The 24,710-nt window shown below is 70.0% G+C and carries 17 protein-coding genes; all 17 read right to left on the bottom strand.

The features are described 5' to 3' along the window. Positions 1 to 5: 5 nt before the first annotated feature. The 17 genes from obgE to ACIBEI_RS45970 all read right to left on the bottom strand — a co-directional run bounded on the left by obgE (position 6) and on the right by ACIBEI_RS45970 (position 24,323). A complete protein-coding gene (obgE, locus tag ACIBEI_RS45890) occupies positions 6 to 1,442 on the bottom strand; it encodes a GTPase ObgE (protein ID WP_398897127.1) in 1,437 nt (478 codons plus the stop codon). Between the two features lie 148 nt (positions 1,443 to 1,590). Continuing rightward, complete coding sequence (gene rpmA / locus ACIBEI_RS45895) at positions 1,591 to 1,845, bottom strand: 50S ribosomal protein L27 (protein WP_006374707.1); 255 nt, start codon at positions 1,843 to 1,845, stop codon at positions 1,591 to 1,593. 14 nt (positions 1,846 to 1,859) lie between these two features. Further along, complete coding sequence (gene rplU, locus ACIBEI_RS45900) at positions 1,860 to 2,180, bottom strand: 50S ribosomal protein L21 (protein WP_006374708.1); 321 nt, start codon at positions 2,178 to 2,180, stop codon at positions 1,860 to 1,862. A gap of 220 nt (positions 2,181 to 2,400) precedes the next feature. Further along, positions 2,401 to 3,753: a phospholipase D-like domain-containing protein gene (locus ACIBEI_RS45905; RefSeq protein WP_398897129.1), complete on the bottom strand. Its 1,353-nt coding sequence runs from the start codon at positions 3,751 to 3,753 to the stop codon at positions 2,401 to 2,403. A 280-nt stretch (positions 3,754 to 4,033) separates the two neighbouring features. Beyond that, positions 4,034 to 8,230, bottom strand: a complete 4,197-nt coding sequence (locus ACIBEI_RS45910) for a ribonuclease E/G (RefSeq protein WP_398897130.1) — start codon at positions 8,228 to 8,230, stop codon at positions 4,034 to 4,036. Positions 8,231 to 8,479: 249 nt separating this feature from the next. Continuing rightward, complete coding sequence (locus ACIBEI_RS45915) at positions 8,480 to 9,289, bottom strand: TIGR03936 family radical SAM-associated protein (protein WP_398897131.1); 810 nt, start codon at positions 9,287 to 9,289, stop codon at positions 8,480 to 8,482. A gap of 48 nt (positions 9,290 to 9,337) precedes the next feature. Next, a complete protein-coding gene (locus ACIBEI_RS45920) occupies positions 9,338 to 10,825 on the bottom strand; it encodes a hypothetical protein (protein WP_398897132.1) in 1,488 nt (495 codons plus the stop codon). Positions 10,826 to 10,840: 15 nt separating this feature from the next. Continuing rightward, positions 10,841 to 11,374, bottom strand: coding sequence for a GNAT family N-acetyltransferase (locus ACIBEI_RS45925; protein WP_398897134.1), 534 nt, complete (start codon positions 11,372 to 11,374; stop codon positions 10,841 to 10,843). Between the two features lie 112 nt (positions 11,375 to 11,486). Next, positions 11,487 to 13,289 carry a restriction endonuclease gene (locus tag ACIBEI_RS45930; protein ID WP_398897135.1) on the bottom strand — a complete coding sequence of 601 codons (1,803 nt, stop codon included), beginning with the start codon at positions 13,287 to 13,289 and terminating at the stop codon, positions 11,487 to 11,489. Positions 13,290 to 13,533: 244 nt separating this feature from the next. Further along, entirely contained in the window at positions 13,534 to 13,944 is a 411-nt protein-coding gene (locus tag ACIBEI_RS45935) for a hypothetical protein (protein WP_398897137.1), read from the bottom strand. A 322-nt stretch (positions 13,945 to 14,266) separates the two neighbouring features. Beyond that, entirely contained in the window at positions 14,267 to 16,225 is a 1,959-nt protein-coding gene (locus tag ACIBEI_RS45940) for a TIGR03960 family B12-binding radical SAM protein (protein WP_398897138.1), read from the bottom strand. A 118-nt stretch (positions 16,226 to 16,343) separates the two neighbouring features. Next, the gene (locus ACIBEI_RS45945; protein WP_398897139.1) at positions 16,344 to 17,858 is read right to left on the bottom strand and encodes a CHAD domain-containing protein; all 1,515 of its coding nucleotides are present in this window, start codon (positions 17,856 to 17,858) and stop codon (positions 16,344 to 16,346) included. Positions 17,859 to 17,908: 50 nt separating this feature from the next. Then, positions 17,909 to 19,108 (bottom strand): rod shape-determining protein RodA, encoded by a 1,200-nt coding sequence (rodA, locus tag ACIBEI_RS45950; protein ID WP_398897141.1) that lies wholly within the window; start codon positions 19,106 to 19,108, stop codon positions 17,909 to 17,911. Continuing rightward, a complete protein-coding gene (mrdA, locus tag ACIBEI_RS45955) occupies positions 19,105 to 21,360 on the bottom strand; it encodes a penicillin-binding protein 2 (protein ID WP_398897143.1) in 2,256 nt (751 codons plus the stop codon). Before mrdA ends, rodA begins: the two co-directional genes overlap by 4 nt. Positions 21,361 to 21,439: 79 nt before the next feature. Further along, entirely contained in the window at positions 21,440 to 22,120 is a 681-nt protein-coding gene (mreD, locus tag ACIBEI_RS45960; RefSeq protein WP_398897145.1) for a rod shape-determining protein MreD, read from the bottom strand. Positions 22,121 to 22,139: 19 nt separating this feature from the next. Further along, positions 22,140 to 23,084, bottom strand: coding sequence for a rod shape-determining protein MreC (gene mreC, locus ACIBEI_RS45965; RefSeq protein WP_398897147.1), 945 nt, complete (start codon positions 23,082 to 23,084; stop codon positions 22,140 to 22,142). Between the two features lie 219 nt (positions 23,085 to 23,303). Continuing rightward, positions 23,304 to 24,323 (bottom strand): rod shape-determining protein, encoded by a 1,020-nt coding sequence (locus ACIBEI_RS45970; protein WP_037747701.1) that lies wholly within the window; start codon positions 24,321 to 24,323, stop codon positions 23,304 to 23,306. Positions 24,324 to 24,710: the final 387 nt, after the last annotated feature.

Raw genomic sequence — 24,710 nt, forward strand, 5'->3', positions numbered from 1 at the left:
TCGGTCTAGAACGGGTTGAAGTCGTCGAACTCCTGGTCCGCCTCGTCCCGTTCCGCCTGCTTCTCGCGTCGCCGGGTGACGGCGGGCCGAGGCGCCTCGAAGCGATGGTCCTCGCCACGGCGACCGAGCATCTCGGCACCGGCCATGACCGTCGGCTCCCAGTCGAAGACGACCGCGTTCTCCTCGGGCCCGATGGCGACCCCGTCACCGTGCCGGGCACCCGCCTTCATCAGCGAGTCCTCCACCCCGAGGCGGTTGAGCCGGTCGGCGAGGTAGCCGACGGCCTCGTCGTTGCTGAAGTCGGTCTGACGGACCCAGCGCTCGGGCTTCTCGCCCCGTACGCGGTAGAGGCCGTCGTCCTCCTTGACCACCGTGAAGCCGGCGTCGTCGACCGCCTTCGGGCGGATGACGATACGGGTGGCCTCCTCCTCGGGCTTCGCCGCACGGGCCTGTGAGACCAGGCCGGCGAGGGCGAAGGAAAGCTCCTTGAGGCCCGTGTGGGCCACCGCCGACACCTCGAAGACCTGGTAGCCACGCGCCTCCAGATCCGGGCGGACCATGTCGGCCAGGTCCTTGCCGTCCGGTACGTCGATCTTGTTGAGGACGACCAGACGCGGCCGGTTGCCGAGACCGCCGTACTGCTTCAGCTCCTCCTCGATGATGTCGAGGTCGGAGACCGGGTCGCGGTCGGACTCCAGGGTCGCCGTGTCGAGGACGTGGACGAGCACCTCGCAGCGCTCCACATGGCGCAGGAACTCCAGGCCGAGGCCCCTGCCCTGGCTGGCCCCGGGGATCAGTCCGGGCACGTCCGCGATCGTGTAGACGGTCGAACCGGCCGTCACCACACCGAGGTTGGGGACGAGGGTCGTGAACGGGTAGTCCGCGATCTTCGGCTTGGCGGCCGACAGCACCGAGATCAGCGAGGACTTGCCCGCGCTCGGGTAGCCGACGAGAGCGACGTCCGCGACCGTCTTCAGCTCAAGGACGATGTCCTGGAGGTCACCGGGCACGCCGAGCAGCGCGAAGCCGGGCGCCTTGCGGCGGGCCGAGGCCAGCGCCGCGTTGCCGAGGCCGCCCCGGCCGCCCTGTGCGGCGACGAAGGTCGTGCCCTGGCCGACCAGGTCCGCGAGTACGTTCCCCGCCTTGTCCTGGATCACCGTGCCGTCCGGCACCGGCAGAACCAGGTCCTGGCCGTCCTTGCCGGAGCGGTTGCCGCCCTCGCCGGGCTTGCCGTTGGTGGCCTTGCGGTGCGGGGAGTGGTGGTAGTCGAGGAGCGTGGTGACGGACTGGTCGACGACCAGGATCACGTCACCGCCACGGCCGCCGTTGCCGCCGTCCGGGCCGCCGAGCGGCTTGAACTTCTCCCGGTGGACGGAGGCACAGCCGTGACCTCCGCTACCCGCGGCGACATGCAGCTCGACGCGGTCCACGAAGGTGGTCATGGGATGTGCCTCCAGTTACGTACGGAAATCTCTCATCGATGATCACCCGGCGGCCTTCGCCGCCCAGTGATCACTACTCAGTTAAAACACGCGAAAGGCGGACCCGCTTCCCGTACGGGAAGTGAGGTCCGCCTCGCGAAAGATCCGGTCAGGCGACCGGAACGATGTTCACGACCTTGCGGCCACGGTGGGTACCGAACTCCACCGCACCGGCGGCGAGGGCGAACAGCGTGTCGTCCTTGCCGCGGCCGACGCTCGCGCCGGGGTGGAAGTGGGTGCCGCGCTGGCGGACCAGGATCTCACCGGCGTTGACGACCTGACCGCCGAAGCGCTTCACGCCGAGCCGCTGAGCATTGGAGTCGCGACCGTTCCGGGTGGACGATGCGCCCTTCTTGTGTGCCATCTCTCCTCAGTCCCTTACTTCGCAGCCGCGGGGATCTCAGTGACCTTGATCGCCGTGTACTGCTGGCGGTGGCCCTGACGACGGCGGTAGCCGGTCTTGTTCTTGTAGCGAAGGATGTCGATCTTCACACCCTTGTGGTGATCCACGATCTCGGCCTGGACCTTGATGCCGGCGAGGACCCACGGGTCACTCGTCACGGCGTCGCCGTCGACAACGAGCAGGGTCGAGAGCTCGACCGTGTCGCCAACCTTGGCAGTGGAAATCTTGTCAACCTCAACGATGTCGCCGACAGCAACCTTGTGCTGGCGACCACCGCTGCGCACGATGGCGTACACGCGGATCTCTCTCTCGCTCGAAATCGGAATCCCCGCAGTCCAGCCACCGAGGAAAGCAGGCGGCCTCTCCCGGGGCGCGAGCCACCGGGAGGAAGAGGTTTACGGGAATGCGGTGCGTCAGTGAACACACCGAGGGTCAAGGTTACGGGGCCCCGACCTGGGGGTCAAACCGGGTCGGGGGCCGCTCCTGACCAGTACGTACGCGGGCCCTGCGCAGGACCTACGCGGTCGGCTTCTCACCGTCGTCGGGCAGCGGCTTCACGCCCTTGCACAGGTCCGTGGTGTCCGCGGTGCCCGGGTAGGCCGCCTTGGCCACCCGGTCGAAGTGGACCCTGTACATGTCGTGCACGGCGTCGTCGTCGACCTTCACGATCGACTCGTCGTTCTCGCGCAGCGCCGGGCCCGTGTAGTTGCCGGAGCCGGTGAAGCTGACCTTGTTCTTCACGCCGTCGTACATGCCCTCGATGAGGATGTACTTGGAGTGGATGATGTACGGCGTCGACAGCTTCTGGCCGGGGTTCAGCGGGTCCCGGTCGTCGTTGTAGCAGCGCACGGTCGGGCCGCCGGTGGTGTGCATCTTCTCCCACGTGCCCGCGGTACCGCCGCTGCTCTTGGCGCTGTCCGACTCCGCGTAGACGATGCTCACGGAGCAGCCCGCCTTCTTCAGCGAGACCAGCTTCTCCGCGATGGCCAGCCGCGTGATCTTGAAGATCGCCACCCGGACCTTGGTCGACTGCGTGACCCCCGCGGTGTCCTTGTACTTGCAGGTCACGTTGTTGAGGATCGAGTACACCGTGTCGGTGGCCCGCGTGTTGCCGGCCCGCGGGAAGAAGTACGCCTTGTAGAGGCCGTTGCTCACCGTGCGGTAGTTCCAGGACTCCCAGTCCTGCGCGACCATCGTGTCGAAGTAGTCCGCGTACGCGTCGTACATCGTCGGGTTGTTCGGCAGCAGCAGCGCGTCGTTGAAGAACTTGGTGTGCGCCGACGGCGTGGAGTTCGAGGTGGTCTCGACGACCACGTTCGTGGCGCCCTTGACCGCCGAGAACAGCCAGAACTTGTTGTGCATGATCGACTGCCCGAACTTCGGGTCGCCGAGGCACGACTTGTTCTCCGGGCAGGTCGCCACGTACGAACTCTGCGTACGGTCCGTGCCGAGCCCCGAGGCCAGCGTGCCGTACGCGGTGTTGGTGGGGCGGTCGCTGATGCTGGACTCGTCGAGCAGCACCTGGACGTCGACGCCGCGGTTCTTCGCGGCGACGAGCGCGTTGACGACCGACGCCTCCCACACGTGGTAGACCGCGACCTTGATCGTGGAGCCGGGCAGCGCGGCGTTCGTCAGCTCGATGAGCCTCGTACGGATCGCGGTCTGCTCGTCGCTCGTGCCGAGCGGGTCGTTGAAGATCGGCCCCTCGGTCCACGCCGGGTTGTCCACGGCCTGTGCGGTGCCCGCCGACATGACGGCCTGTCCACCCGCCGCGGACAACACCGTGGCCAGCGCGACAGCCTGCCGCCCGCCCTTGACCGGCTTTACGGCACGGTGTCGCCCAGTGCCCTTCAGGCGCACGCGCGCCATTGCAATCCCCTCCCCATGACACGTGTGAACGTTCTCCCCAACGCACACCCGTGTGTTCACGCCTATGACTGCATGAGTTTTACAGGTAGATGATCGCGTTCCAAGAGGCGGGGGGTGATTGTGATGACCGTGATGCTTCTGAAACCATGTCAGGAGCTCCCAAACCGGGCGGAAGTCACGGCGGTTCGGTTCCCCTGACGGAGCGTCGTCCGAGCAGCCGAACGCCCCCTGGCCTGCGGTCGGACCGCGGGCCAGGGGGCGTCTTCGGTTACGCGGGTGCTCAGCCCTCGTCGGTGGAGGCCGTGACGGTGGACGGAGTCTGCTGCTCCGCCGCCGCGGTCTTCTTCGACGTCGACTTCGTGGCCGTCTTGGCGGTCTTCGCCGTCTTCTTGGCGACGGTCTTCTTGGCGGCCGTCTTCTTGGCCGTCGTCGTCTTCTTCGCGGCGGCCTTCTTCGCGGGCGCCTTCTTGGCCGCCTTACGGGCCGTCTTCTTGGCCGGGGCCTCTCCGTCGCCGGACGCCTCCGCGGGGGCCTCGGCAGGCGCCTCGGCGGCCTCCGTCCGGGCTTCCGCGGGAGCCTCCGCCGAGGCCGAGGGGACGACCATGACGGCCGTCTCCGCGGACGCGGTGGGAGCGGTGGCCTTACGGACCGCACGGCGGCGCGCCCGCGGCGGGGCGGCGCTGTCCGTGGCGGTCTGCGGCTCGGGCTCGGCGACCGGCTCCCCCTTGGGCTCGACGGGTGCGGCGACCGGCTCGGTGACGGTCACCACGGTCTCCTCCGCGGCCTTGGGCGAACCGGCGGGCGCGGTGGCCTTGCGGGTCGCCCGACGGCGCGTACGCCCCTTGGGCGCGGCGTCGTCGACAGCGGGGGCCGCGGCCGCGGGGGCCTCGACCACCGGGTCCTCGGCGGCGACGGGCTCGGCCTGGGCGGTGGCGGCCGGCTCCGGCTGCACGGGGCGCTCGGTCTCGTCCTCCGGCGTCACGGACTGGGCCGTCGGGGCCTCCGAGCGGCGCTCGGCGCGACGGCTCTCGGACCTCGGCGCACCCGCGGGGGCCGACGCACGCCTGCCGGCACGGCGCCGCGAACGGCCGCGTGTGGCCGCGGCCTCCGCCTCGGCGGCGCTGCTGTAGAGATCCTCGTCCGGTACGAACTCGGGCTCGGGCAGCGCAACCGGCTCGGCGGCCTCCGCGGCGACCTCGGCCGCCGTCTCCGCGGGCTCGGCCGACTCCGCCTCGTGCGTGTGCTCGTGATCGTGGTCGTGGGTCTGCTCGGCGCCGCCCCGGCCGCGCTTCTTGCGCTTGCCGCCGCCTCCGGCGGAGGTCGGCTGCTCCATGTGGACGATCACGCCACGGCCGTTGCAGTGGACGCAGGTCTCGGAGAACGACTCCAACAGGCCCTGGCCGACCCGCTTACGGGTCATCTGGACGAGGCCCAGCGAGGTCACCTCGGCGACCTGGTGCTTCGTACGGTCGCGTCCCAGGCACTCCAGGAGGCGGCGCAGCACCAGATCGCGGTTGGACTCCAGGACCATGTCGATGAAGTCGATGACGACGATGCCGCCGAGGTCGCGCAGCCGCAGCTGGCGCACGATCTCCTCGGCCGCCTCCAGGTTGTTCCTGGTGACCGTCTCTTCGAGGTTGCCGCCCTGACCGGTGAACTTGCCGGTGTTGACGTCGATGACGATCATCGCTTCGGTCTTGTCGATGACCAGCGAACCACCGCTCGGCAGCCAGACCTTGCGGTCCAGCGCCTTGGCGAGCTGCTCGTCGATCCGGTACGTCGCGAAGACGTCGACCTCGGAGGTCCACCTCGACAGGCGGTCGGCCAGGTCGGGCGCGACATGGGCGACGTACCCGTGGATGGTCTCCCACGCCTCGTCGCCGCTCACGATGACCTTGGTGAAGTCCTCGTTGAAGATGTCGCGGACGACGCGGACGGTCATGTCCGGCTCGCCGTAGAGGAGCGTCGGAGCGTTGCCGCCCTTCGCCTTCTTCTGGATGTCCTCCCACTGCGCCTGCAGCCGCTCGACGTCACGGCGCAGCTCGTCCTCGCTCGCGCCCTCGGCGGCGGTGCGCACGATGACGCCCGCGTCCTCGGGGACGATCTTCTTGAGGATGGTCTTCAGGCGCGCGCGCTCGGTGTCGGGCAGCTTGCGGCTGATGCCGGTCATCGAGCCCTCGGGCACATAGACCAGGTAGCGGCCGGGGAGGGACACCTGGCTGGTGAGACGGGCGCCCTTGTGGCCGATCGGGTCCTTGGTGACCTGCACGAGGACCGACTGGCCGGACTTGAGGGCGCTCTCGATGCGCCGGGGGCCGTTGGCCATGCCCAGCGCCTCGAAGTTGACCTCACCGGCGTACAGCACGGCGTTGCGGCCCTTGCCGATGTCGATGAAGGCGGCCTCCATCGACGGCAGCACGTTCTGGACCTTGCCCAGGTAGACGTTGCCGACGTACGAGGTCGACTGCTCCTTGTTGACGTAGTGCTCGACGAGCACGTTGTCCTCCAGGACGCCGATCTGGGTGCGCTCGCCGCTCTGGCGGACGACCATCACGCGCTCGACGGCCTCACGGCGGGCCAGGAACTCGGCCTCGGTGATGATCGGAACGCGGCGGCGGCCCTGCTCGCGCCCCTCGCGGCGGCGCTGCTTCTTGGCCTCCAGGCGGGTCGAGCCCTTGATGGACTGCACCTCGTCCGAGGCGTCGGCCCGCTCTTGGTTCTTGCTGCGCGGCTCACGGACCTTGACGACCGTGCGCTCGGGGTCGTTGTCACCCGACTCGGCCTCGCCGGACGAGTCACCGGCGCGACGACGACGGCGACGACGGCGACGGCTGCTGCTGGAGCCGCCCGCCTCCTCGCGCTCGTCCTCGGCGTCCTCTTCGGTCTGCTCGGCGGTGTCCTCGGCGTCCTGGGAAGCCTGCTCGGACCGCTCGGACTGCTCGGCGGCGTAGTCGTCGCCCTCTCCCGACTCGCCGTCCGCCTCGGCGGACTCGCCCCGGCGGCGGCGACGGCCGCCACGACGGCGCCGACGGCGCGAACCGGTCTCCTCGCCGTCGTCACCCTCGGCGGAGTCGTCGGCGGTGTCCTCCGCGGGCTCCTCGTCGGCGGGCTCCTCCTCAGGCTCGGGGGCCTCCGCCACGGGGGCGGCGGGCTCCTCGGCCTTCCGGCGGCGGCGCCTGCGCGAGCCGCCGGTCTCCTCCTCGGCGACGGGGGCCGCGGCCTCCTGGACCGGCTGCTCCACGATGTCCTCGGGGGCCCCGGGCTCCTCGGCGGCCTCGGCAGCGGCGGCGGCCGCGGCGCGCTCCGGCGTCTGGAACATCGGCTCGGTGAAGACGGGCGCCTGGAACACGGCGACCGCAGGACGCGCGGGGCGCCGCGAGGAGTCCTTCTCGGGCTCCGTGCTCTTGTCCGGCGCGGGTGCGGCGAAGCCTCCGGCGGCCTTGCGCGTGGCACGGCGGCGGGCACGGCGCGGGGCGCCGTCCTCGGCGTCGGCGGTGGTGTCGGCCTCAAGGGCCCGGTCGTTCTTGGCAGCGGCCACGGGGGCCTCCCTGCGCTCGTCGCGGACATCGGCCTCGACGGGCTCGGTCGCGGTGGGGGTCTCGGCGCGCTCCGCCTCGGGCGGGGTGGCGCGGCGGGCGGGCTCGGCGGCGGCCTCGGCGGGCGCCGTCGCAGGCGTCTCGGCCTCGGCCTGCGGTGCACCGGTGGGTGCGGTGGCCCGACGGGTGGCCCTGCGGCGGGTACGGCCCTTGGGAGCGGCGTCCTCGGCCTCGACGGCCGGCGCCTCTTCGGCTTCGGCGGCGGCCGGGGCGGTGGTCGTGATCACGGCGGCCTCGTCGGCCCCAGCGGTCACTACGGTCTCGGCGGCCTCGGTCTCCGTGGGCGCACCGGCCGGAGCGGTGGCACGGCGCGTGGCCCGACGGCGCGTACGCGGCGCCGGAGCGGCCTCCTCGGCCACGGGCTCGGCGGCGGGCGTCTCGGGCTCCGCCTGTACGGCAGGAGCGGCGGCGACGGCCTCTTCGGTCACGGCGGTCGCGGCGGGCCCTGCGCTCTCAGCCGCCTCGGCGGCCTGCGGCGCACCAGCAGGAGCGGAGGCACGACGGGTGGCCCGACGGCGCGTACGCGGCGCCGGGGCAGCCTCCTCGGCCGCGGGCTCCGCCTCTACGGGCGGCACGGCGGCCTCGGCTGCCGGCGCGTCGGTGACAGACGTCTCAGTGACGGCCTTCTCGGCGGTCGCCGCTTCAGCGGCCGCAGCCGCCTCCTCGGTCTCCTCCGGCTCCTCCGTCGCGAGATCGGTGGAGCTCACGGCCGGTATGGCCGGCGCGGTGGTCTCGGCCACGCTCTCGCCCTCGGTGTTCCCGGCGGGCGGTCCCGCGGGGCGGGACGCGGCGCGACGACGCCTGCGCGGCGGCAGGGTGTCGCTGGGGGTGCTGTTCTCGGAGCCCTTGGAGGGCTCAGCGGGTTCGGTCGGTTCGAGCATGCGGGTGGATCTCCCGTCAGGCTCCCGGGCGCCGCGGATCCGGTGACGTCCGCGGCTCGCGCGATGCGCGGTGCCGCCGTCCGGGGCGCGGGCGCCGCACGGGAGCTCTCTGTGTCCTGTCTCGCCGGTTCCGTACGCCATGTGTGCGTACGGCCTGGCGAAAGTCTTCTGGTCGGTGCGCTGCCCGAACCAGGTGGCTCCCGGATACGAGGGCGGCGCTTCGACGTACGTCCTTACGCGGGACCTTCCTTACGCCGGCGCCTTCGCGGCGGCAGCGGTCGCGGCCATGGGTGAGGCGGCAGCCACTGCCTCGCGGTCGGGCGCGAGCGGGTCGGTCACCGTGCCGGTCTCTTCATCGAAAAGCCCCTGCGCCAGCCTGGTCACCGCTGCGGGGACCGGCGGCGCCAGGTCGGCCACAGCTCGGAGACCGGACAGGACGTCGTCAGGTCGAACGGCAGGCGTCACGTGCCGAACAACCAGCCGCAGTATCGCACAGGGCTGGTCGGTCGGCCTATCAGGCTGTGGACTGTGCGTCTCGGACTGTGACTTCTGTGCCTCGGGTCGTGCTGTGTGCGCCTCCAGGCTCGCGACTGCGCCGCGGGCGTCGAAGGTGCGCATGCCGTTCTTCGTCTTGCGCTGGACCTCGACGGTCTCGGCCGACGTGAAGGCGTCGACCGCGCGCTCCGCGTCCTCGGGGGTCACGCCGTCGAGGCGCAGCTCCCATACGGACGCGGTGAGCCGGTCGGCGAGACCCGATGTACGGGCCTCCACGGCGTCGATGATGTCGAGCCCGACAGGCATCGACTCGTCGAGGAGAAGGCGCAGTTTCTCGGGGTCGCGCGCGTCGGTGAGCGCGATCTCCAGGTACTCGGCCTCACTGCCCGTGCCGGTGGGTGCGGCATTGGCGTACGACACCTTCGGGTGTGGGGTGAACCCCGCCGAGTACGCCATGGGCACCTCGGCGCGGCGCAGCGCACGCTCGAAGGCACGCTGGAAGTCGCGGTGGCTGGTGAACCGGAGGCGGCCGCGCTTGGTGTAGCGCAGTCGAATGCGCTGCACCGCGGGTGCGGGCGGCGGGCCTTCGGGCTGTCGCTTGCCCAGTGTCGTTCAGTCCTTCGTGAGAGCGGTCGTACTGCTACCTAGAGTACGTGCCTCGGCGCCCACAGGTTCCCCTCGGGAGCGGTCCGGCCCGGACTGCGGGCCGCCGACGGGCTTGGCCAGGCGCACTGGCCCGGGCTCGCTCCGGGGCTCGGCCAGGGCGACGGGCTCGGGTTCGCGCGGCGCTCCGAACAGCATGCGCCGGATGTCGGCCCGGGTCTGCCGCGCCGTCTCACGGGCGCTCGCCAGGGCCTGCCGGGTGGTACGGCCCACACTCCGGGCGGCCTCCGCGGCGGGCCGCCAGACGGCGTCCCGTACGAGGTGTCCGACGGGGGTGAGCACGCACTTGTACGCCCAACGCACCGGCTCCACGAAGATCCACCGGAAGAGTCGCCCGAGGAAACGTCCAACGGCCAGGGAGATGTACCCGGCGACGCGCCACGCGTGCCCCAGGGCCTCGCCGATCTCCCGGGCGACCACGGCGATGCCCCGCCCGACGGGTGCGAGCACCCAGCGCCACAGGGCGACGGCGGGCACGACGAAGATCCACCGCAGGAGCGTCCCGACGACCATGGCGGTCCAGGTCACCCCCGCCCAGATCCCACGCCCCGTCCATGTCATGGCGGCCCACAGACCCCCGCCGATCCATGTCATGCCGGCCCACAGGCCACGGGAGACCCACACGACGCCGGACCACACGCCACTCGCGACCCATACGACGCCGGCCCAGAGGCCCCGGGAAACCCATGTCACGCCCGCCCACACACTGCGGCCGACCCATGTGATGGCGCCCCACAGCCCCAGCGCGGCCCAGGCGAAACCCCGCCCGGTCGGTGCGAGCAGCGCCCGGTAGAGCCATCCGGCGGGAGCGACGACCGACACCCGCCACAGCCAGGCGCACCCGGCCCCGATCCCCCGCAGTGCCCACACCACTCCGTGTCCGACGGGCGTCAGCACCCGCTCGTACAGCCAGACGGCGGGCACGACGAGCAGCACGTTCCCGAGCCAGGCCAGGGCGCGCCCCAGCGGCACGGCCACGTACCGCCACAGCCCCACCCACGGCCAGACGAACAGCAGCTTGCCCAGCCACGCCAGGGCGTACCCGAGGCCGGTCAGCACCCACGCGACGACGGCCGCGATCCCCTCGACCAGCCACACGAAGGCCCGCCCCACAGGTGCGAACACCCACATGAACGCCCGCCCCAGAGGCCGGAACAGCGTGTCCCTGAGGAAACGCCCGCCGACGACCGCCGCGTCCCACACCATCCGTACCGGCACGACCAGCACCAGCACCACGATCCGCACCGGAATACGGATCGCGACGGCGAGACAGCCCTCGGGAGCGGCGTCCTGCCGCCGCGCGGGCACACCATGCGCACCGGGCGCCACGGGCTGCGTGGGCGCCGCGGGCTGCGCGGGCGTCTCACGCGGCACAGGCGTCTCACGCGGCGCGGGCAACTCACGCGGCGCGGGCGGCGGCGACTTCTCCAGGTCCATATCAACGAGGACGCATCAATGGCCCGTACGGATCCAGAACCGCAGCATTCCGCCGCGTTCGTCCTCGAACTCTCCACCATTGGCCTCGATCACCTTGCGGGAGCCGATGTTGGTGGTGTCACAGGTGACGAGGACCCGGTCGAGCCCGAGGTCACGCGCGTGCGGCAGGGCGTCCCGGAGCATGGCCGTGGCGTACCCCTGTCTGCGCGCCGTCGGCCGTACGCCGTAGCCGATGTGGCCGCCGAAGTCGCGCAGATGCGGGGTGAACCGGTGCCGTATCTGGATCCGGCCCAGATAGTCGTGCCCGTCCACGTACCAGAACCAGCTGCTCGGTACGAAGCCCTCGGGCCGCCGCCCCTCCTCCAGCTCCTCCTCACGGACCGCCGCGACATAGCGCGCGAAGCCGTCCGGCTCCTGCCAGTTGTCGCCGTACACGGCGAGCTCTCGCTTGAGGGTGTCGCCGAAGTACTCCCCTTCGGCCACGTTTTCGCGCACGGCGTCGAGAAAGGCGGTCCGGAACCGGGGGTCGGGGCTGATGAGCTGCGGCATCGCCTCATTCTGGCCCGCCGGGCGAGGCCCGGCCACGGCTTTTCCACCGTGTACCGACGGCGGACCGGCCGTGAAACCGGCGGCTTCGCCCCGGCGCGGCGCGGCGCGAAAGCTAGCCCACGTCGATCCCGTACTCCCGGATCAGCTCCTCCAGGCCACCCCGGTACCCCTTGCCGCCGAGCACGAAGTCCCAGTCGCCGCCGGCTCGGCGGCGGAAGGAGCCCAGGACCAGCGCGGTCTCGTCGGCCCGGCCGTCGGACACGTCGAGGCGGCCCAGCTCGGTTCCCGAGGCGTCCGAAAGCCGGATGCCCGCCTCGGTGAAGCCGGAGAGATCCGCTTCGGGGTTGATCTCGGGGTCGACGGCGGCGACGAGGACGAGCCGGTCGGCCCGCTCGGGCAACGCGTCGAAGGCCACCCGGATCGCCGCCTTGTCCGGTGCGGCGGCGGCGAGCGCGCGGACCGTACCGTCCGGTGTCCGCGAGTTGTTGAAGAAGACGAAGTGCTCGTCGCTCAGCACCCGGTTGCCGTGGCAGACGAGCGCGCAGACGTCCAGGGCGACCTGGCCGGTCCAGAACATGCCCAGCCTGTTGTGGTCGCCCGTCCCGTCCTCGTCGGCGCCCGGTGTACGTCCCTCCGATGTACGCCCTTCCGATGTACGTCCTTCCGATGTACGTCCTTCCGGTGTGCGCTGGGCGGGAATCGGGCTGCCCGAGCCCCCGAGCCGCCCGCGCAGCCCGTGCCGGTGCAGGAGGTCGACGAGTTCGTTGCCCGCGACGAGTTCCAGGGGTTTGCCGTTGGCGAAGGTGTGCGAACCGGGGCCGAAGCCGGAGGTCGTGACGAGTACGCCCTTGTTGGCGCCCGCGTCCTGGACCGTGCCGAACAGGTCGCGGACGGCGGTCGGCGGCACGGTGTTGCGGTAGCGCTTCACCTGCACGACGATCTTGCCGCCCCGGATCGGCGTCGGGTCCAGCGCGTCGACGTCCACACCGCCGTCGTTCGACCGCTGGGTCGTCACGGCCTGCATGCCCATGGCCCGGAAAAGCTCCGCGACCAGCGACTCGAAGGCGACCGGGTCCATCTCGTACAGATCCGGCTCCTCGTCGCCCCCGTGGGTGACGACGCCGTTGCCGACCTCCTCGGGACGCCGGCCGGGCCGTACGACCGCACGCTGGTCGGGCCGTGCCGACAGCTGCCCCCGTAAGCCGTCCACCAGGCAGTCGACGGCGCTGACCTGCTCCAGCCGGAGCCCGGCGAAGACGGAGCGGGACGCCATGGCCGTGGCCAGGAAAATCCGCGCCTGTCTGCCCGTCGCCGGGTCGTGGTCGTCGACGAACCCGTTGAGCGCCACCGACTCCAGCGCCCCGAACTCGTCCGCCGCGAAGAGATCGTGCAGGACGAGAAGCACGCACTGCGCGAGCACGTCCCGGTACAGCGCGCGGCGCTGGGAAGCCGGCCGGGGCGCCTCTTTGTCCTGATCGGCGCCGGGCATGTACCGCACGAGCTTCACCTCGGGGACGACGTCGTACCCGGGCAGTTCCCAGTTGAGCACCAGCTGTCGCGCGGACGAGTCGTAGGCGGCCGTCACCTGGCGCGGCAGGTCCTCGGGCCACGCGGACGAGGCGTAGAGGGCCGCGGAGAAGTACTCCACGACGGCCTCGGGGTCACCGTCGCGGAGCCCGGCCGCCATCTCTGCGACACCGGCGTTGTGCCGACGGATTTCACCCAACCGGGCGTCGGCCCACTGCTCGTACTGCCGTTGATAGGCGGCCAGTTGCTGCAGCCGCTGCCCCTCCGCCGCCTGCGCGGCCTGCCAGTCGCGCTCGAACCGGGCGCGCGCCTCCGCCTGCGCCTGGGCCCGCCGCCCGGCACCGAGCCCCCAACCGCCCTGCGCCTGATACTGATTCGGATCGGGCATCGGCCTCGGATACGCCAGCGGCCCGGGCGCGAAAGGCTCCACCTGCTCTGCGCGGGCGAGTTGCGCGGCCCCGAAGGCCGGAGCCCGGCACCCGGCGGCCAGCAACCCGCAGACGAGTCTAGTCCGCAATCACCCACACGCCCATCCACTTGGCAGCGGGAGCAGCTTCTTGTCGGTGGGGCCGATCTGGATGAAGGTGCCCCTCCGGAGGGGAGGAACGGTGGTTGAGGCGCAGCCGACCTGATCAGTAACTCGCAGTGCGGTTGAAGCTGGTGATGTTGAGCTTGATGCCCTTCGCGCTCTTGAGCGTCGTCGGGTGCTCACCCCGGGCGGTCTGGCCGGGTTGCACGTTGATCTCCAGTTGAGAACCGTCCGCAAGTCGGGTGCCGCCGGCGTCGACCGCCTCCCAATCCCATGAGTAGTCGGACTTCTCGCTGCTGCTGTTCTTGATCGTCCAAACGACCCAGATATTGGTGATGCCGGCTTCTGAGCGGTCGTCCAGCTGGAAGCTGATGAGGTCCGCTCGTTCGCCCCGGGGTTCCTGCGTCTTCTCGCGCGGCGTCGTGTCGGTGGTGGTCCTACTGGGCGCAGGCGTGGTGCTCTCATCGCTGTTCCCCAGCGCGATCACCAGCACAACCACGACGATGACGATCACCACGGCCAGGGCGCCGGCGCACCCCCAGAGACAGGCACGGCCCCGCTGCTTCTTCTGCGGCGGACCAGCGGGAGGCGTCCACTGCCCGGATGGGGAAGGACCGTTACCCGGACTTCCCCACCGAGGACCACCAGCAGGCGGCTCACTCGTCGGCATGGCTGCCTCCTCCGTAGCGGATAACGCCACGCTAGGAAGCCAGAAGGCACCGCGCGATCCAAGAGCGGCCGGCCAGGGGACGGCAGCCGTGGTTCCGGGGGACGGCGGCCGCCTCTACCCCTCGCTGTTGTCCCCGCCCCAGGGCGTCTCCAACGCCCCGCCCACGTCAGTGAGCGTGCCCACTCCCCGCAGGCTGCTTCACCGTCAGCGGAAGCAGCTTCTTGCCCGTGGGGCCGATCTGGATGGAAGTGTCCATCTGGGGGCACACCCCGCAGTCGAAGCAAGGCGTCCAGCGGCAGTCCTCGACCTCTGTCTCGTCGAGGGAGTCCTGCCAGTCCTCCCAGAGCCAGTCCTTGTCGAGGCCGGAGTCCAGGTGGTCCCAGGGGAGGACCTCCTCGTAGGTGCGCTCGCGCGTTGTGTACCAGTCGACGTCGACGCCGAAGGCGGGGAGCGTCTTCTCGGCGCACTGCATCCAGCGGTCGTACGAGAAGTGCTCGCGCCAGCCGTCGAAGCGGCCGCCGTCCTCGTAGACCGCGCGGATGACGGAGCCGATGCGGCGGTCGCCACGGGAGAGCAGGCCCTCGACGATGCCGGGCTTGCCGTCGTGGTAGCGGAAGCCGATCGAGCGGCCGTACTTCTTGTCGCCGCGGATCTTGTCGCGGAGCTTTCCGAGACGTACGTCCGTCTCCTCCGCCGACAGCTGCGGGGCCCACTGGAAGGGGGTGTGGGGCTTCGGGACGAAGCCGCCGATCGACACCGTGCAGCGGATGTCGTTCTGGCCGGAGACCTTGCGGCCCTCGGCGATCACGTTCATCGCCATGTCCGCGATCTGGAGGACGTCCTCGTCCGTCTCCGTCGGCAGGCCGCACATGAAGTACAGCTTCACCTGGCGCCAGCCGTTGCCGTACGCCGTGGAGACCGTCCGGATGAGGTCTTCCTCGGACACCATCTTGTTGATGACCTTGCGCATGCGCTCCGAGCCGCCCTCCGGCGCGAAGGTCAGGCCCGAGCGCCGGCCGTTCCTCGTCAGCTCGTTCGCCAGGTCCACGTTGAAGGCGTCCACGCGGGTCGACGGGAGGGACAGGCCGATCTTGTCCTCCTCGTACCGGTCCGCCAGGCCCTTCGCGATGTCGCCGATCTCTGAGTGGTCGGCCGACGACAACGACAGCAGGCCCACCTCCTCGAAGCCCGTCGCCTTCAGGCCCTTGTCCACCATGTCGCCGATGCCCGTGATGGAGCGCTCGCGCACGGGGCGCGTGATCATGCCCGCCTGGCAGAAGCGGCAGCCGCGCGTGCAGCCGCGGAAGATCTCCACCGACATGCGTTCGTGGACCGTCTCCGCGAGCGGGACCAACGGCTGCTTGGGGTACGGCCACTCGTCCAGGTCCATGACCGTGTGCTTCGACACCCGCCACGGGACGCCCGACTTGTTCGGGACCACACGGGCGATCCGGCCGTCGGCGAGGTACTCGACGTCGTAGAACGCCGGGATGTACACCGAACCCGTCTTCGCCAGGCGGAACAGGACCTCCTCGCGGCCGCCCGGCTGCCCCTCCGCCTTCCAGGCGCGGATGATGTCGGTCATGTCGAGCACGGCCTGCTCGCCGTCACCGATGATCACCGCGTCGACGAAGTCGGCGATCGGCTCGGGGTTGAAGGCCGCGTGGCCGCCGGCCAGCACGATCGGGTCGTCGAGCGTCCGGTCCTTGGACTCCAGCGGGATGCCCGCCAGGTCCAGGGCGGTGAGCATGTTCGTGTAGCCCAGCTCCGTGGAGAAGGACAGGCCGAACACGTCGAAGGCCTTCACCGGGCGGTGGCTGTCCACCGTGAACTGCGGGACCCGGTGCTCGCGCATCAGCTCCTCCAGATCCGGCCACACGCTGTACGTGCGCTCGGCGAGGACGCCCTCCCGCTCGTTCAGGACCTCGTAAAGGATCATCACACCCTGGTTGGGCAGTCCGACCTCGTACGCGTCCGGGTACATGAGCGCCCAGCGGACGTCCGTGGTCTCCCAGGGCTTGACTGTGGAGTTGAGCTCTCCGCCGACGTACTGGATCGGCTTCTGCACATGCGGGAGCAGAGCTTCGAGCTGCGGGAACACCGATGCAGCGACTTCGGCAGACATCTCGCAAACCTTTGGTGGGGTGAGATCCGACAGGGGTGACCATCCAGCCTAACGTGCCGGGAGCCACCCCCCGTCCGCCGTCCGAAGCGGAGATCCCCGCCGTCCGGAGCGGAGATCCTCAGAACACCGTCCCGCTCCGGATCGTCTGCCACGCCCCCGGCAGCTCGGCCTCGACCCCCTCCGCCGCCCGCTCCTCACGCCCGTACAGCACCCCGTACGTGAAGGCGTTCTCCCCCGCCGCGTGCGCCTGGGTCGCGACGTCGCGCAGGGCCTCACGGGCCATGACGCTGTCCTGGTGCTCGCCGAGCAGGTTCTGTAGGGACTTCATGTCGCTCGTCAGGCCCTTTGCGGGTTTACCGAGGGCGGGGGTGGCCGTCTCCGCCGAGTACCGGGTGCGCTTGGCCTTCTTGCGGGCCTCGTGGATCGCGAGGTCGCGGTCAGGGCCCGGCGGAGAGGCGATGGCTTCCGCGACCAGTCCGGACAGCTTGTCGAAGTCCTTGCGTACGGTCCTGGAGATCACGTTCCCCGGGTCGCCCGAGGCGGCCTTGAGCAGCGGCGGGGTGGCGAGGAGCGTGTCGAGGGCGGTGAGCAGGTCCAGGTACCGCCTGCCGTCGAGGACCGCGATCAGCCGGCGCCGGGAGCCGGAGCGGCGGGCGTGCGACCAGGTGCGGATCCGGGTGCGGACGGGCCCGGTGAGCTGGGTGCGCGGGAGTGCGTCGAGGGCGGCCGTGAGCCGGTCGGTCAGGACCTCCTGGTCGCGGTCGACGCCCAGCTCCCCGGCCAGCCACTTCAGTTCCTCGCCGATCGGATCGGTGACGGCCCGGTCCAGGACCTTCCCGTACGAGCGGAAGGCGCTGCGCATCCGGCGGGTGGCGACGCGCATGCTGTGCACGGAGTCGTACACGTCACGCCGGACGGCGGGGTCCAGCTCGATGATCGCGTCGCGCTGGGCCCGGACGTACGCGAGGACGTGGTCGCCGGAGGTGACCGGAGCCGCCTCCACGACGGCCTGCTTGCGGGGCGCCTGGCCCGTCTCCCCGAGGGCCCTGGCCAGCTTGGAGGCGGACTTGGAGCGGGAGACGCCGGCCTTGCGGAGCTTCTTCTCGACCTTGTCGAGGAAGGCGGGGTCGCCGTCGTCGGCCAGCTCGACCTCGATCTCGGTCCATTCGACGGTGCCGTCGCCGCCGTTGAGCCGCTCCGCGTGTACGCGGTCGACGCTGACCTCGGCGAGCAGGCCCCCGGAGTCGTCGACGAGGTGGCGGACGTCGCGGGCCGACTGGAGCCGTACGACGGGGACCAGTTCGGCGTCGCGCACCCGGGAGCGCACGAGTCCGCTGAGCGCCCGGGGCACGGTGTCGGAGAGCGGGGCGTGGATCTCGTCCCGTACGCCCTCGGAGACCGGCAGTTTCAGGTGCCAGCCCGCGTCGTCGCCTCCGGTGCGGCGGCGCAGGGTGAGGGACGCGGCGGCGAGCCGTTGATCGGGCGTGTCGTAGTAGGTCGCGTCGAGTTCGGCGACGCCCTTGTCGATGACGGCCGAGACGCCGGAGACCTTTGTCAGGTCCGGCAGATCCGACAGTCCGGCGCTCTCATCGGCTTCGTATTTACGCTCGATCTCCCGCTTCGTGTCCGCCATGAACCGAATCTAGTCGCGAATCCGGCCCATGGGCAGACCCCGAAAGTCCGCTAGGCCGACATCGGTCTCTGGACCCGGATCGATTGCAGAAGGCCCACGGCCACCCAGACGGCGAACATCGACGAGCCTCCGTAGGACACGAAAGGCAGTGGTAGACCGGCCACCGGCATGATGCCGAGGGTCATGCCGACGTTCTCGAAGGACTGGAAGGCGAACCAGGCGATGATCCCGGCGGCGACGATCGTGCCGTACAGCTCGGTCGTCTCGCGGGCGATGCGGCAGGCCCGCCACAGCACGATGCCCAGGAGGAGCAGGATCAGTCCGGCGCCGACGAAGCCGAGCTCCTCGCCGGCGACCGTGAAGACGAAGTCCGTCTGCTGCTCGGGCACGAACTGGCCGGTGGTCTGCGAACCCTTGCCGAGGCCGGTGCCGAAGAGGCCGCCGGAGCCGATCGCGATGCGCGCCTGGTTGGTGTTGTAGCCGACGCCCGCCGGGTCCAGCTCGGGGTTGGCGAAGGCGGCGAAGCGGTTGATCTGGTACTCGTCGAGGATCTTGAGCTGCCAGGCCGCGACCGCGCCGAGGGCACCGGCGCCGAGCAGCCCGAAGATCCAGCGGTTGGAGGCACCGGAGGCGAGCAGCACGCCGAGCACGATGATCACCATGACCATGACCGAGCCGAGGTCGGGCATGAGCAGGACGACCACTATCGGTACGGCGGCCAGGCCGAGGGACTGCAGGACCGTGCGGTGGTCGGGGTACGGCTTGTCGCCGGCGTCGACCCGCGCCGCGAGCAGCATCGCCATGCCCAGGATGATCGTGATCTTCACGAACTCGGAGGGCTGGAGCGAGAAGCCGCCGCCGATGACGATCCACGCGTGCGCGCCGTTGATGGTCGCGCCGAGCGGGGTCAGCACCAGCAGGATCAGGAAGACGGAGATCCCGTACAGGATCGGTACGGCCGTGCGCAGGGTGCGGTGGCCGAGCCAGACCGTGCCGATCATCAGGGCGAAGCCGATGCCCGTGTTGAGCAGATGCCGGAACAGGAAGTAGTACGGGTCGCCCTGGTTGAGCTCGGTGCGGTTGCGGGTCGCCGAGTAGACGAGGGCCGCGCCGATCAGGGAGAGCGCGATGGCCGAGAACAGTATCGGCCAGTCGAGCCTGCGGGCCAGCGAGTCGCGGGCGAACAGCCGTGACAGGCTGGAGCGTTCGGGCCCGTATCCGGAGACGGAGAATCCGTTCGAGCCGGTCATGTGAGCGTCCTCCGCCGCTTCTTCGGGCGGGCCGAGCGCCTTCGGGTGTCGCGGTTGTTGCCGGTGTTGGGGTCGGGCACGGTGGCGGCCGGGTCGTCACCGTTCACCGGCTGCTGCCCGCCCTCCTCGGATGCCTGCTCCTTCTTGGCCGGGTACTTCTCGACCTTCGGGGAGTCGATCGAACCGTCGGCCTCGATCTTCGGGAGGCTCTTCTGCGGGTTGTAGAGCAGGGCCTTGTTCTTGTCGATCGCGCCGTCCTCGGAGACGCCGTACAGCGCGTTGTAGATGTTGCGCACGGCGGGGCCCGAGGCGCCGGAACCCGTACCACCCTGGGAGATGGTCATGACGACCGAGTAGTCCTTGGTGTACGTCGTGAACCACGAGGTCGTCTGCTTGCCGTAGACCTCGGCCGTACCCGTCTTGGCGTGCATCGGGATCTTGTCCTGCGGCCAGCCGCCGAACCGCCAGGCGGCCGTACCGCGGGTCGCGACTCCCGCGAGGGCACCGTCTATCTCGTCGCGCGTCTTCCGCGTCATCGGCAGCTTGCCGTGCGACTTGGGCTTGATCTCCTGGACGGTCTTGCCGTCGGGGCTGATGATCGCCTTGCCGACGGTCGGGTCGTAGAGGGTGCCGCCGTTGGAGATCGCCGAGTAGATCGTCGCCATCTGGATCGGGGTGACGAGCGTGTCGCCCTGGCCGATCGAGTAGTTGACGGAGTCACCGGCACGCATCCGGTTGCCTTCGAGGCAGTTCTCGTACGCGATCTGCTGGGCGTACGAGCCGCCCTTCTTGCCGTACTTGCACCAGGCGTCCTTGTTGGCCTTCCAGTAGTCCTGCTTCCACTGGCGGTCGGGGACGCGGCCGGCGACCTCGTTCGGCAGGTCGATGCCGGTCTCCTTGCCGAGGCCGAACTGGTGGGCCGTCTTGTAGAACCAGTCGTTGGCGTTCTTCTTGGGCTTGGTGCCGCCGTCCCGCTTCCACTCCTCGTGGGAGAGCCGGTAGAAGACGGTGTCGCAGGAGACCTCCAGGGCGCGGCCGAGGCTGATCGGGCCGTACCCCTTGGACTCGAAGTTGTTGAAGACCTGGCCGCCGATGGAGTACGAGCTGGAGCACTCGTAGGGGCCGTTGAAGGAGTAGCCCGCGTTGACCGCGGCGGCCGTCGGGATGACCTTGAAGACGGAGCCGGGGGCCGACTGGCCCTGGATCGCGCGGTTCAGGAGCGGGTAGTTGGAGCCCTTGCCTGTGAGCTTGGCGTAGTCCTTGCCGGAGATGCCGCCGACCCAGGCGTTCGGGTCGTACGACGGGTTGGACGCCATCGCGACGACGCGGCCGGTCTTGGCCTCCATGACGACGACCGCGCCGGAGTCGGCCTTGTAGTTCTCGCCGGTGTTGTCGTCGTACACGTCACGGGCGGCCTTCATGGCCTGGTTCAGCTCGTACTCGGCGACGCGCTGGACGCGGGAGTCGATGCTGGTGACGACGTTGGCGCCGGGCTCGGCCTCGTCGCTCTTGGCCTGGCCGATGACACGGCCGAGGTTGTCGACCTCGTAGCGGGTGACGCCGGCCTTGCCACGCAGCTCCTTGTCGTACTCGCGCTCCAGGCCCGAGCGGCCGACCTGGTCGGAGCGCAGATACGGCGAGTCGGTGTCCTTGGCCTTGGTGATCTCCTCGTCGGTGACGGGCGAGAGATAGCCGAGGACCTGCGCGGTGTTGGCCTCACCGGGGGCGGCGTAGCGGCGGACGGCCATCGGTTCGGCGGTGATGCCGGGGAAGTCCTCGGCGCGCTCGCGGATCTGCAGGGCCTGCTTGGCCGTGGCCTCGTCGGTGATGGGGATCGGCTGGTAGGGCGAGCCGTTCCAGCACGGCTGCGGCGTCTTCGAGTCGCACAGCCGGACCTTGTCCTTGACGTCCTTGGCCTTCAGGCCGAGGACACGCGCGAGCTTGGTGAGGACGGCGTCGCCGTCGTCCTTCATCTTCAGCAGGTCGGTGCGGGACGCGGAGACCACGAGCCGGGTCTCGTTGTCGGCGATCGGCACCCCGCGGGCGTCCAGGATCGAGCCGCGCACGGCGGGGCTGACGACCTGCTGGACGTGGTTGCCGGAGGCTTCCTTGGCGTACTCGTCGCCGTTGCGGATCTGGAGGTACCACAGGCGCCCGCCGAGGGTGCCCAGGAGGGAGAGCACGAGGATCTGGATGACGACGAGCCGGATCTGGACCCGTGGGGTCCGGCCGGTCTCCGGGATGTTGGTCACTGATCCCCCTCCCTCAGCTCGTACGGTGTGCTGTCGTCGTGAGAGCCCATCCGGTGTGCAGTTGTCGTGAGCGCCGCTCTCACAGCCGCTTGACCCCCTTGATGCGTCCCGCCCGCGCGACGCGCGCCCTGGCCGCCTTGACTCTCAGGCCGCCGCGCTGGCTGCCGATGCTCAGACCCGTGCCGGAGGACAGCCAGCCCGCGGTGACGTCGGGTTTCTTGCCGGAACCGCCGCCGCCACCGGCTTCGGCCAGCGGATCGTTCTCGGCGCGCCGGGCCAGGGCCATGATCCCCGGCACGACGAACGGGGCGAGCAGCAGGTCGTACAGGGCGGCCGTGAACAGCAGGCTGCTCAGGCCCACATGGCGGGCCGCGGTGTCGCCGACGAGGGCGCCCACTCCCGCGTACAGGAGCGTGGATCCGAGCGCGGCGGCGACGACCACGGCCATCGGGCCGGTGGCGGACTTGAGCTGGCCGTTGTCGGGTTTGGCGAGTCCGGCGAGGTAGCCGATGACGCACAGCACGAGGGCGTAGCGCCCGGCGGCGTGGTCGGCGGGCGGGGCCAGGTCGGCGAGCAGGCCCGCGCCGAAGCCGACGAGGGCGCCGCCCACGTGGCCGTAGACCAGGGCGAGGCCGAGCACGGTGAGCAGCAGCAGGTCGGGCACGGCACCCGGCAGGTGGAGCCGGGCCAGCACGCTCACCTGGATCACCAGGGCGACGACCACGAGGGTGGTGGAGAGCAGCATTCGGTTGAAGCGCATGGGATTCAGCTCCTACTTCCTACTGCTCTTGCTGCAGACCGTCGACGGGCTCGTTCGCCGAGGGCGTGACCGTCACGGTCACGGTCGGCGTGGGCGTTGGCTCCGGTTTGGGCGGCAGCACGTCGTCACGCGGGTCCTTGCGCGGGGCCTGGACGACGACGCCGACGATGTCGAGCTTGGTGAAGGACACGTACGGCGTGACGTAGAGCGTGCGGGTCAGGTCGCCGCCGGAGGGGTCGACGCGGGACACGATGCCGACCGGGACGCCGGGCACGAACGGCCTGTCGGCCTGGGATCCGAAGGTGACCAGCCGGTCGCCATTCTTGATCTTGGCCTTGCCGTTGAGCAGTTCCACGCGCAGCGGGCGGTCGCCCTGGCCGGAGGCGAAGCCCAGCTCGTCGGTGGACTCCATACGCGTGCCGACCGTGAAGTCAGGGTCGTTGGCGAGCAGCACGGTGGCGGTGTTGGGCCCCACGGTGGTGACGCGCCCGACCAGCCCGTCCCCGTTCAGGACGGTCATGTCGCGCTTGATGCCGTCGTTCGCGCCGACGTCGATGGTCACGGTCCAGGAGAAGCCCTGGGCCGCTCCTATGGCGATGACCTCGGCGCCCTTGATGCCGTACTGCCCGGCGCCTGCCGTCTTGAGGACCTTGTCGAGCTGTTTGAGGCGGCTGCGGTTACGGTCGTCGCTGCCCAGCTTCGCCTTCAACGCGGCGTTGTCGCGCTCCAGTTGGGCGATGCGGTCGTGGCGGCCACCGGAGCCCTTCACCGCCTCGATCGCGTTGCCGACGGGGTCGACCGCGGTGGACACCCCGTCCTCGATCGGACCGAAGACCGTGGCGGCGGCCTGCCGGGCACCGTCGACCGGCGAATCCTTGCCACCGCGGATGTCCACCGTGATCAAAGCGAACGCGATGGCGATCAGCAGCACCAAGAGCAGCCGGCTCTCTCGTGTGTCCCTCACGTGCGGCGGCCGTGCCTTCCTCGTCGAATACGTATGTCTACGTGCGTCTGCGTGTGTCTACGTGTGTCGAATACGTGTATGACTCACCCGGAAAATCCCCGGAGTGCGGACCCGGGAGTGCGGACCTGCGGGCGGCGTTATGGGGGAGCTTATGCCTGAATATCAACGATCCGCCGTACGAGAAGGGATCATCCCGTACGGCGGAATCGAAGCGTTACGTCATCTGCGCGGCTGGGCGTCCAGAACCTGCTGGAGCGCCTCGAACTCCTCGACGCACTTGCCGGAGCCGAGCGCCACGCTGTCGAGCGGATCCTCCGCGATGTGGATCGGCATGCCGGTCTCGCGACGCAGCCGCTCGTCGAGACCACGGAGCAGGGCGCCACCGCCGGTGAGCACGATCCCGCGGTCCATGACGTCGCCGGACAGCTCCGGCGGGCACTTGTCGAGGGTGGTCTTCACCGCGTCGACGATGGCGTTGACGGGTTCCTCGATCGCCTTCCGCACTTCGGCGGCCGAGATGACAACGGTCTTCGGGAGGCCGGAGACAAGATCCCGGCCGCGGATTTCGGTGTGTTCGTCATTGTCGAGGTCGTACGCGGAACCGATCGTGATCTTGATCTGTTCGGCCGTCCGCTCACCGAGAAGGAGCGAGTACTCCTTCTTGATGTGCTGGATGATCGCGTTGTCCAGCTCGTCGCCGGCGACACGGATGGACTGTGCCGTGACGATTCCGCCGAGCGAGATGACCGCGACCTCCGTGGTGCCGCCGCCGATGTCCACCACCATGTTGCCCGTGGCCTCGTGGACCGGCAGGCCGGAACCGATGGCCGCGGCCATGGGCTCCTCGATGATGTGCACCTGGCGGGCGCCGGCCTGGGACGACGCCTCGATGACGGCACGGCGCTCGACGCCCGTGATGCCCGAGGGCACACAGACGACGACGCGAGGACGGGCGAGATAGCGCCGCTTGTGGATCTTCAGGATGAAGTAGCGGAGCATGCGCTCGGTGATCTCGAAGTCGGCGATGACACCGTCCTTCAGCGGGCGCACGGCAACGATGTTGCCCGGCGTCCGCCCGATCATCTTCTTCGCTTCCGCGCCGACCGCGAGGATGCCACCGGTGTTGGTGTTGATCGCGACGACGGACGGCTCGTTGAGTACGATCCCGCGACCCCTGACGTACACCAGCGTGTTGGCGGTCCCGAGGTCGACAGCCATGTCACGGCCGATGAACGACATTGAGTTCCCCATCAGGATTCGTCTGGCCTTCCCAAGTGGAGCTTTTGATGGCTTTTTAGGTCGGCGAGGGTGAGCGCTGTGACGTGAAGGCTTCCATCGTAGTCTCGCCTGCACGAACACCGCGCGAGGGTCTTCGCCATTGTGACCAGATGACGTGCCGCCCCGCTTCTGGAGACGGTCCATCGGGGGAACGCGTTCCCTCGATCGCCACGCATATGCCAACCGACAGCAGCCATTGTGCGCCGCTCCCAGGTCAGAAGCCCAGGTGCCTGACATGACATCAGAAGATTCTTGGCGGGGCGAGGTCGGGGTGGGGCAAATGGGTGGGTGGGCGGTGAATAGGGGGTGACGGGGTGGGGGGGCTGGGGCTTGGGGTCTGGGGCTTGG

It is taken from the genome of Streptomyces sp. NPDC050988 (assembly GCF_044456225.1).
Classification (GTDB): domain Bacteria; phylum Actinomycetota; class Actinomycetes; order Streptomycetales; family Streptomycetaceae; genus Streptomyces.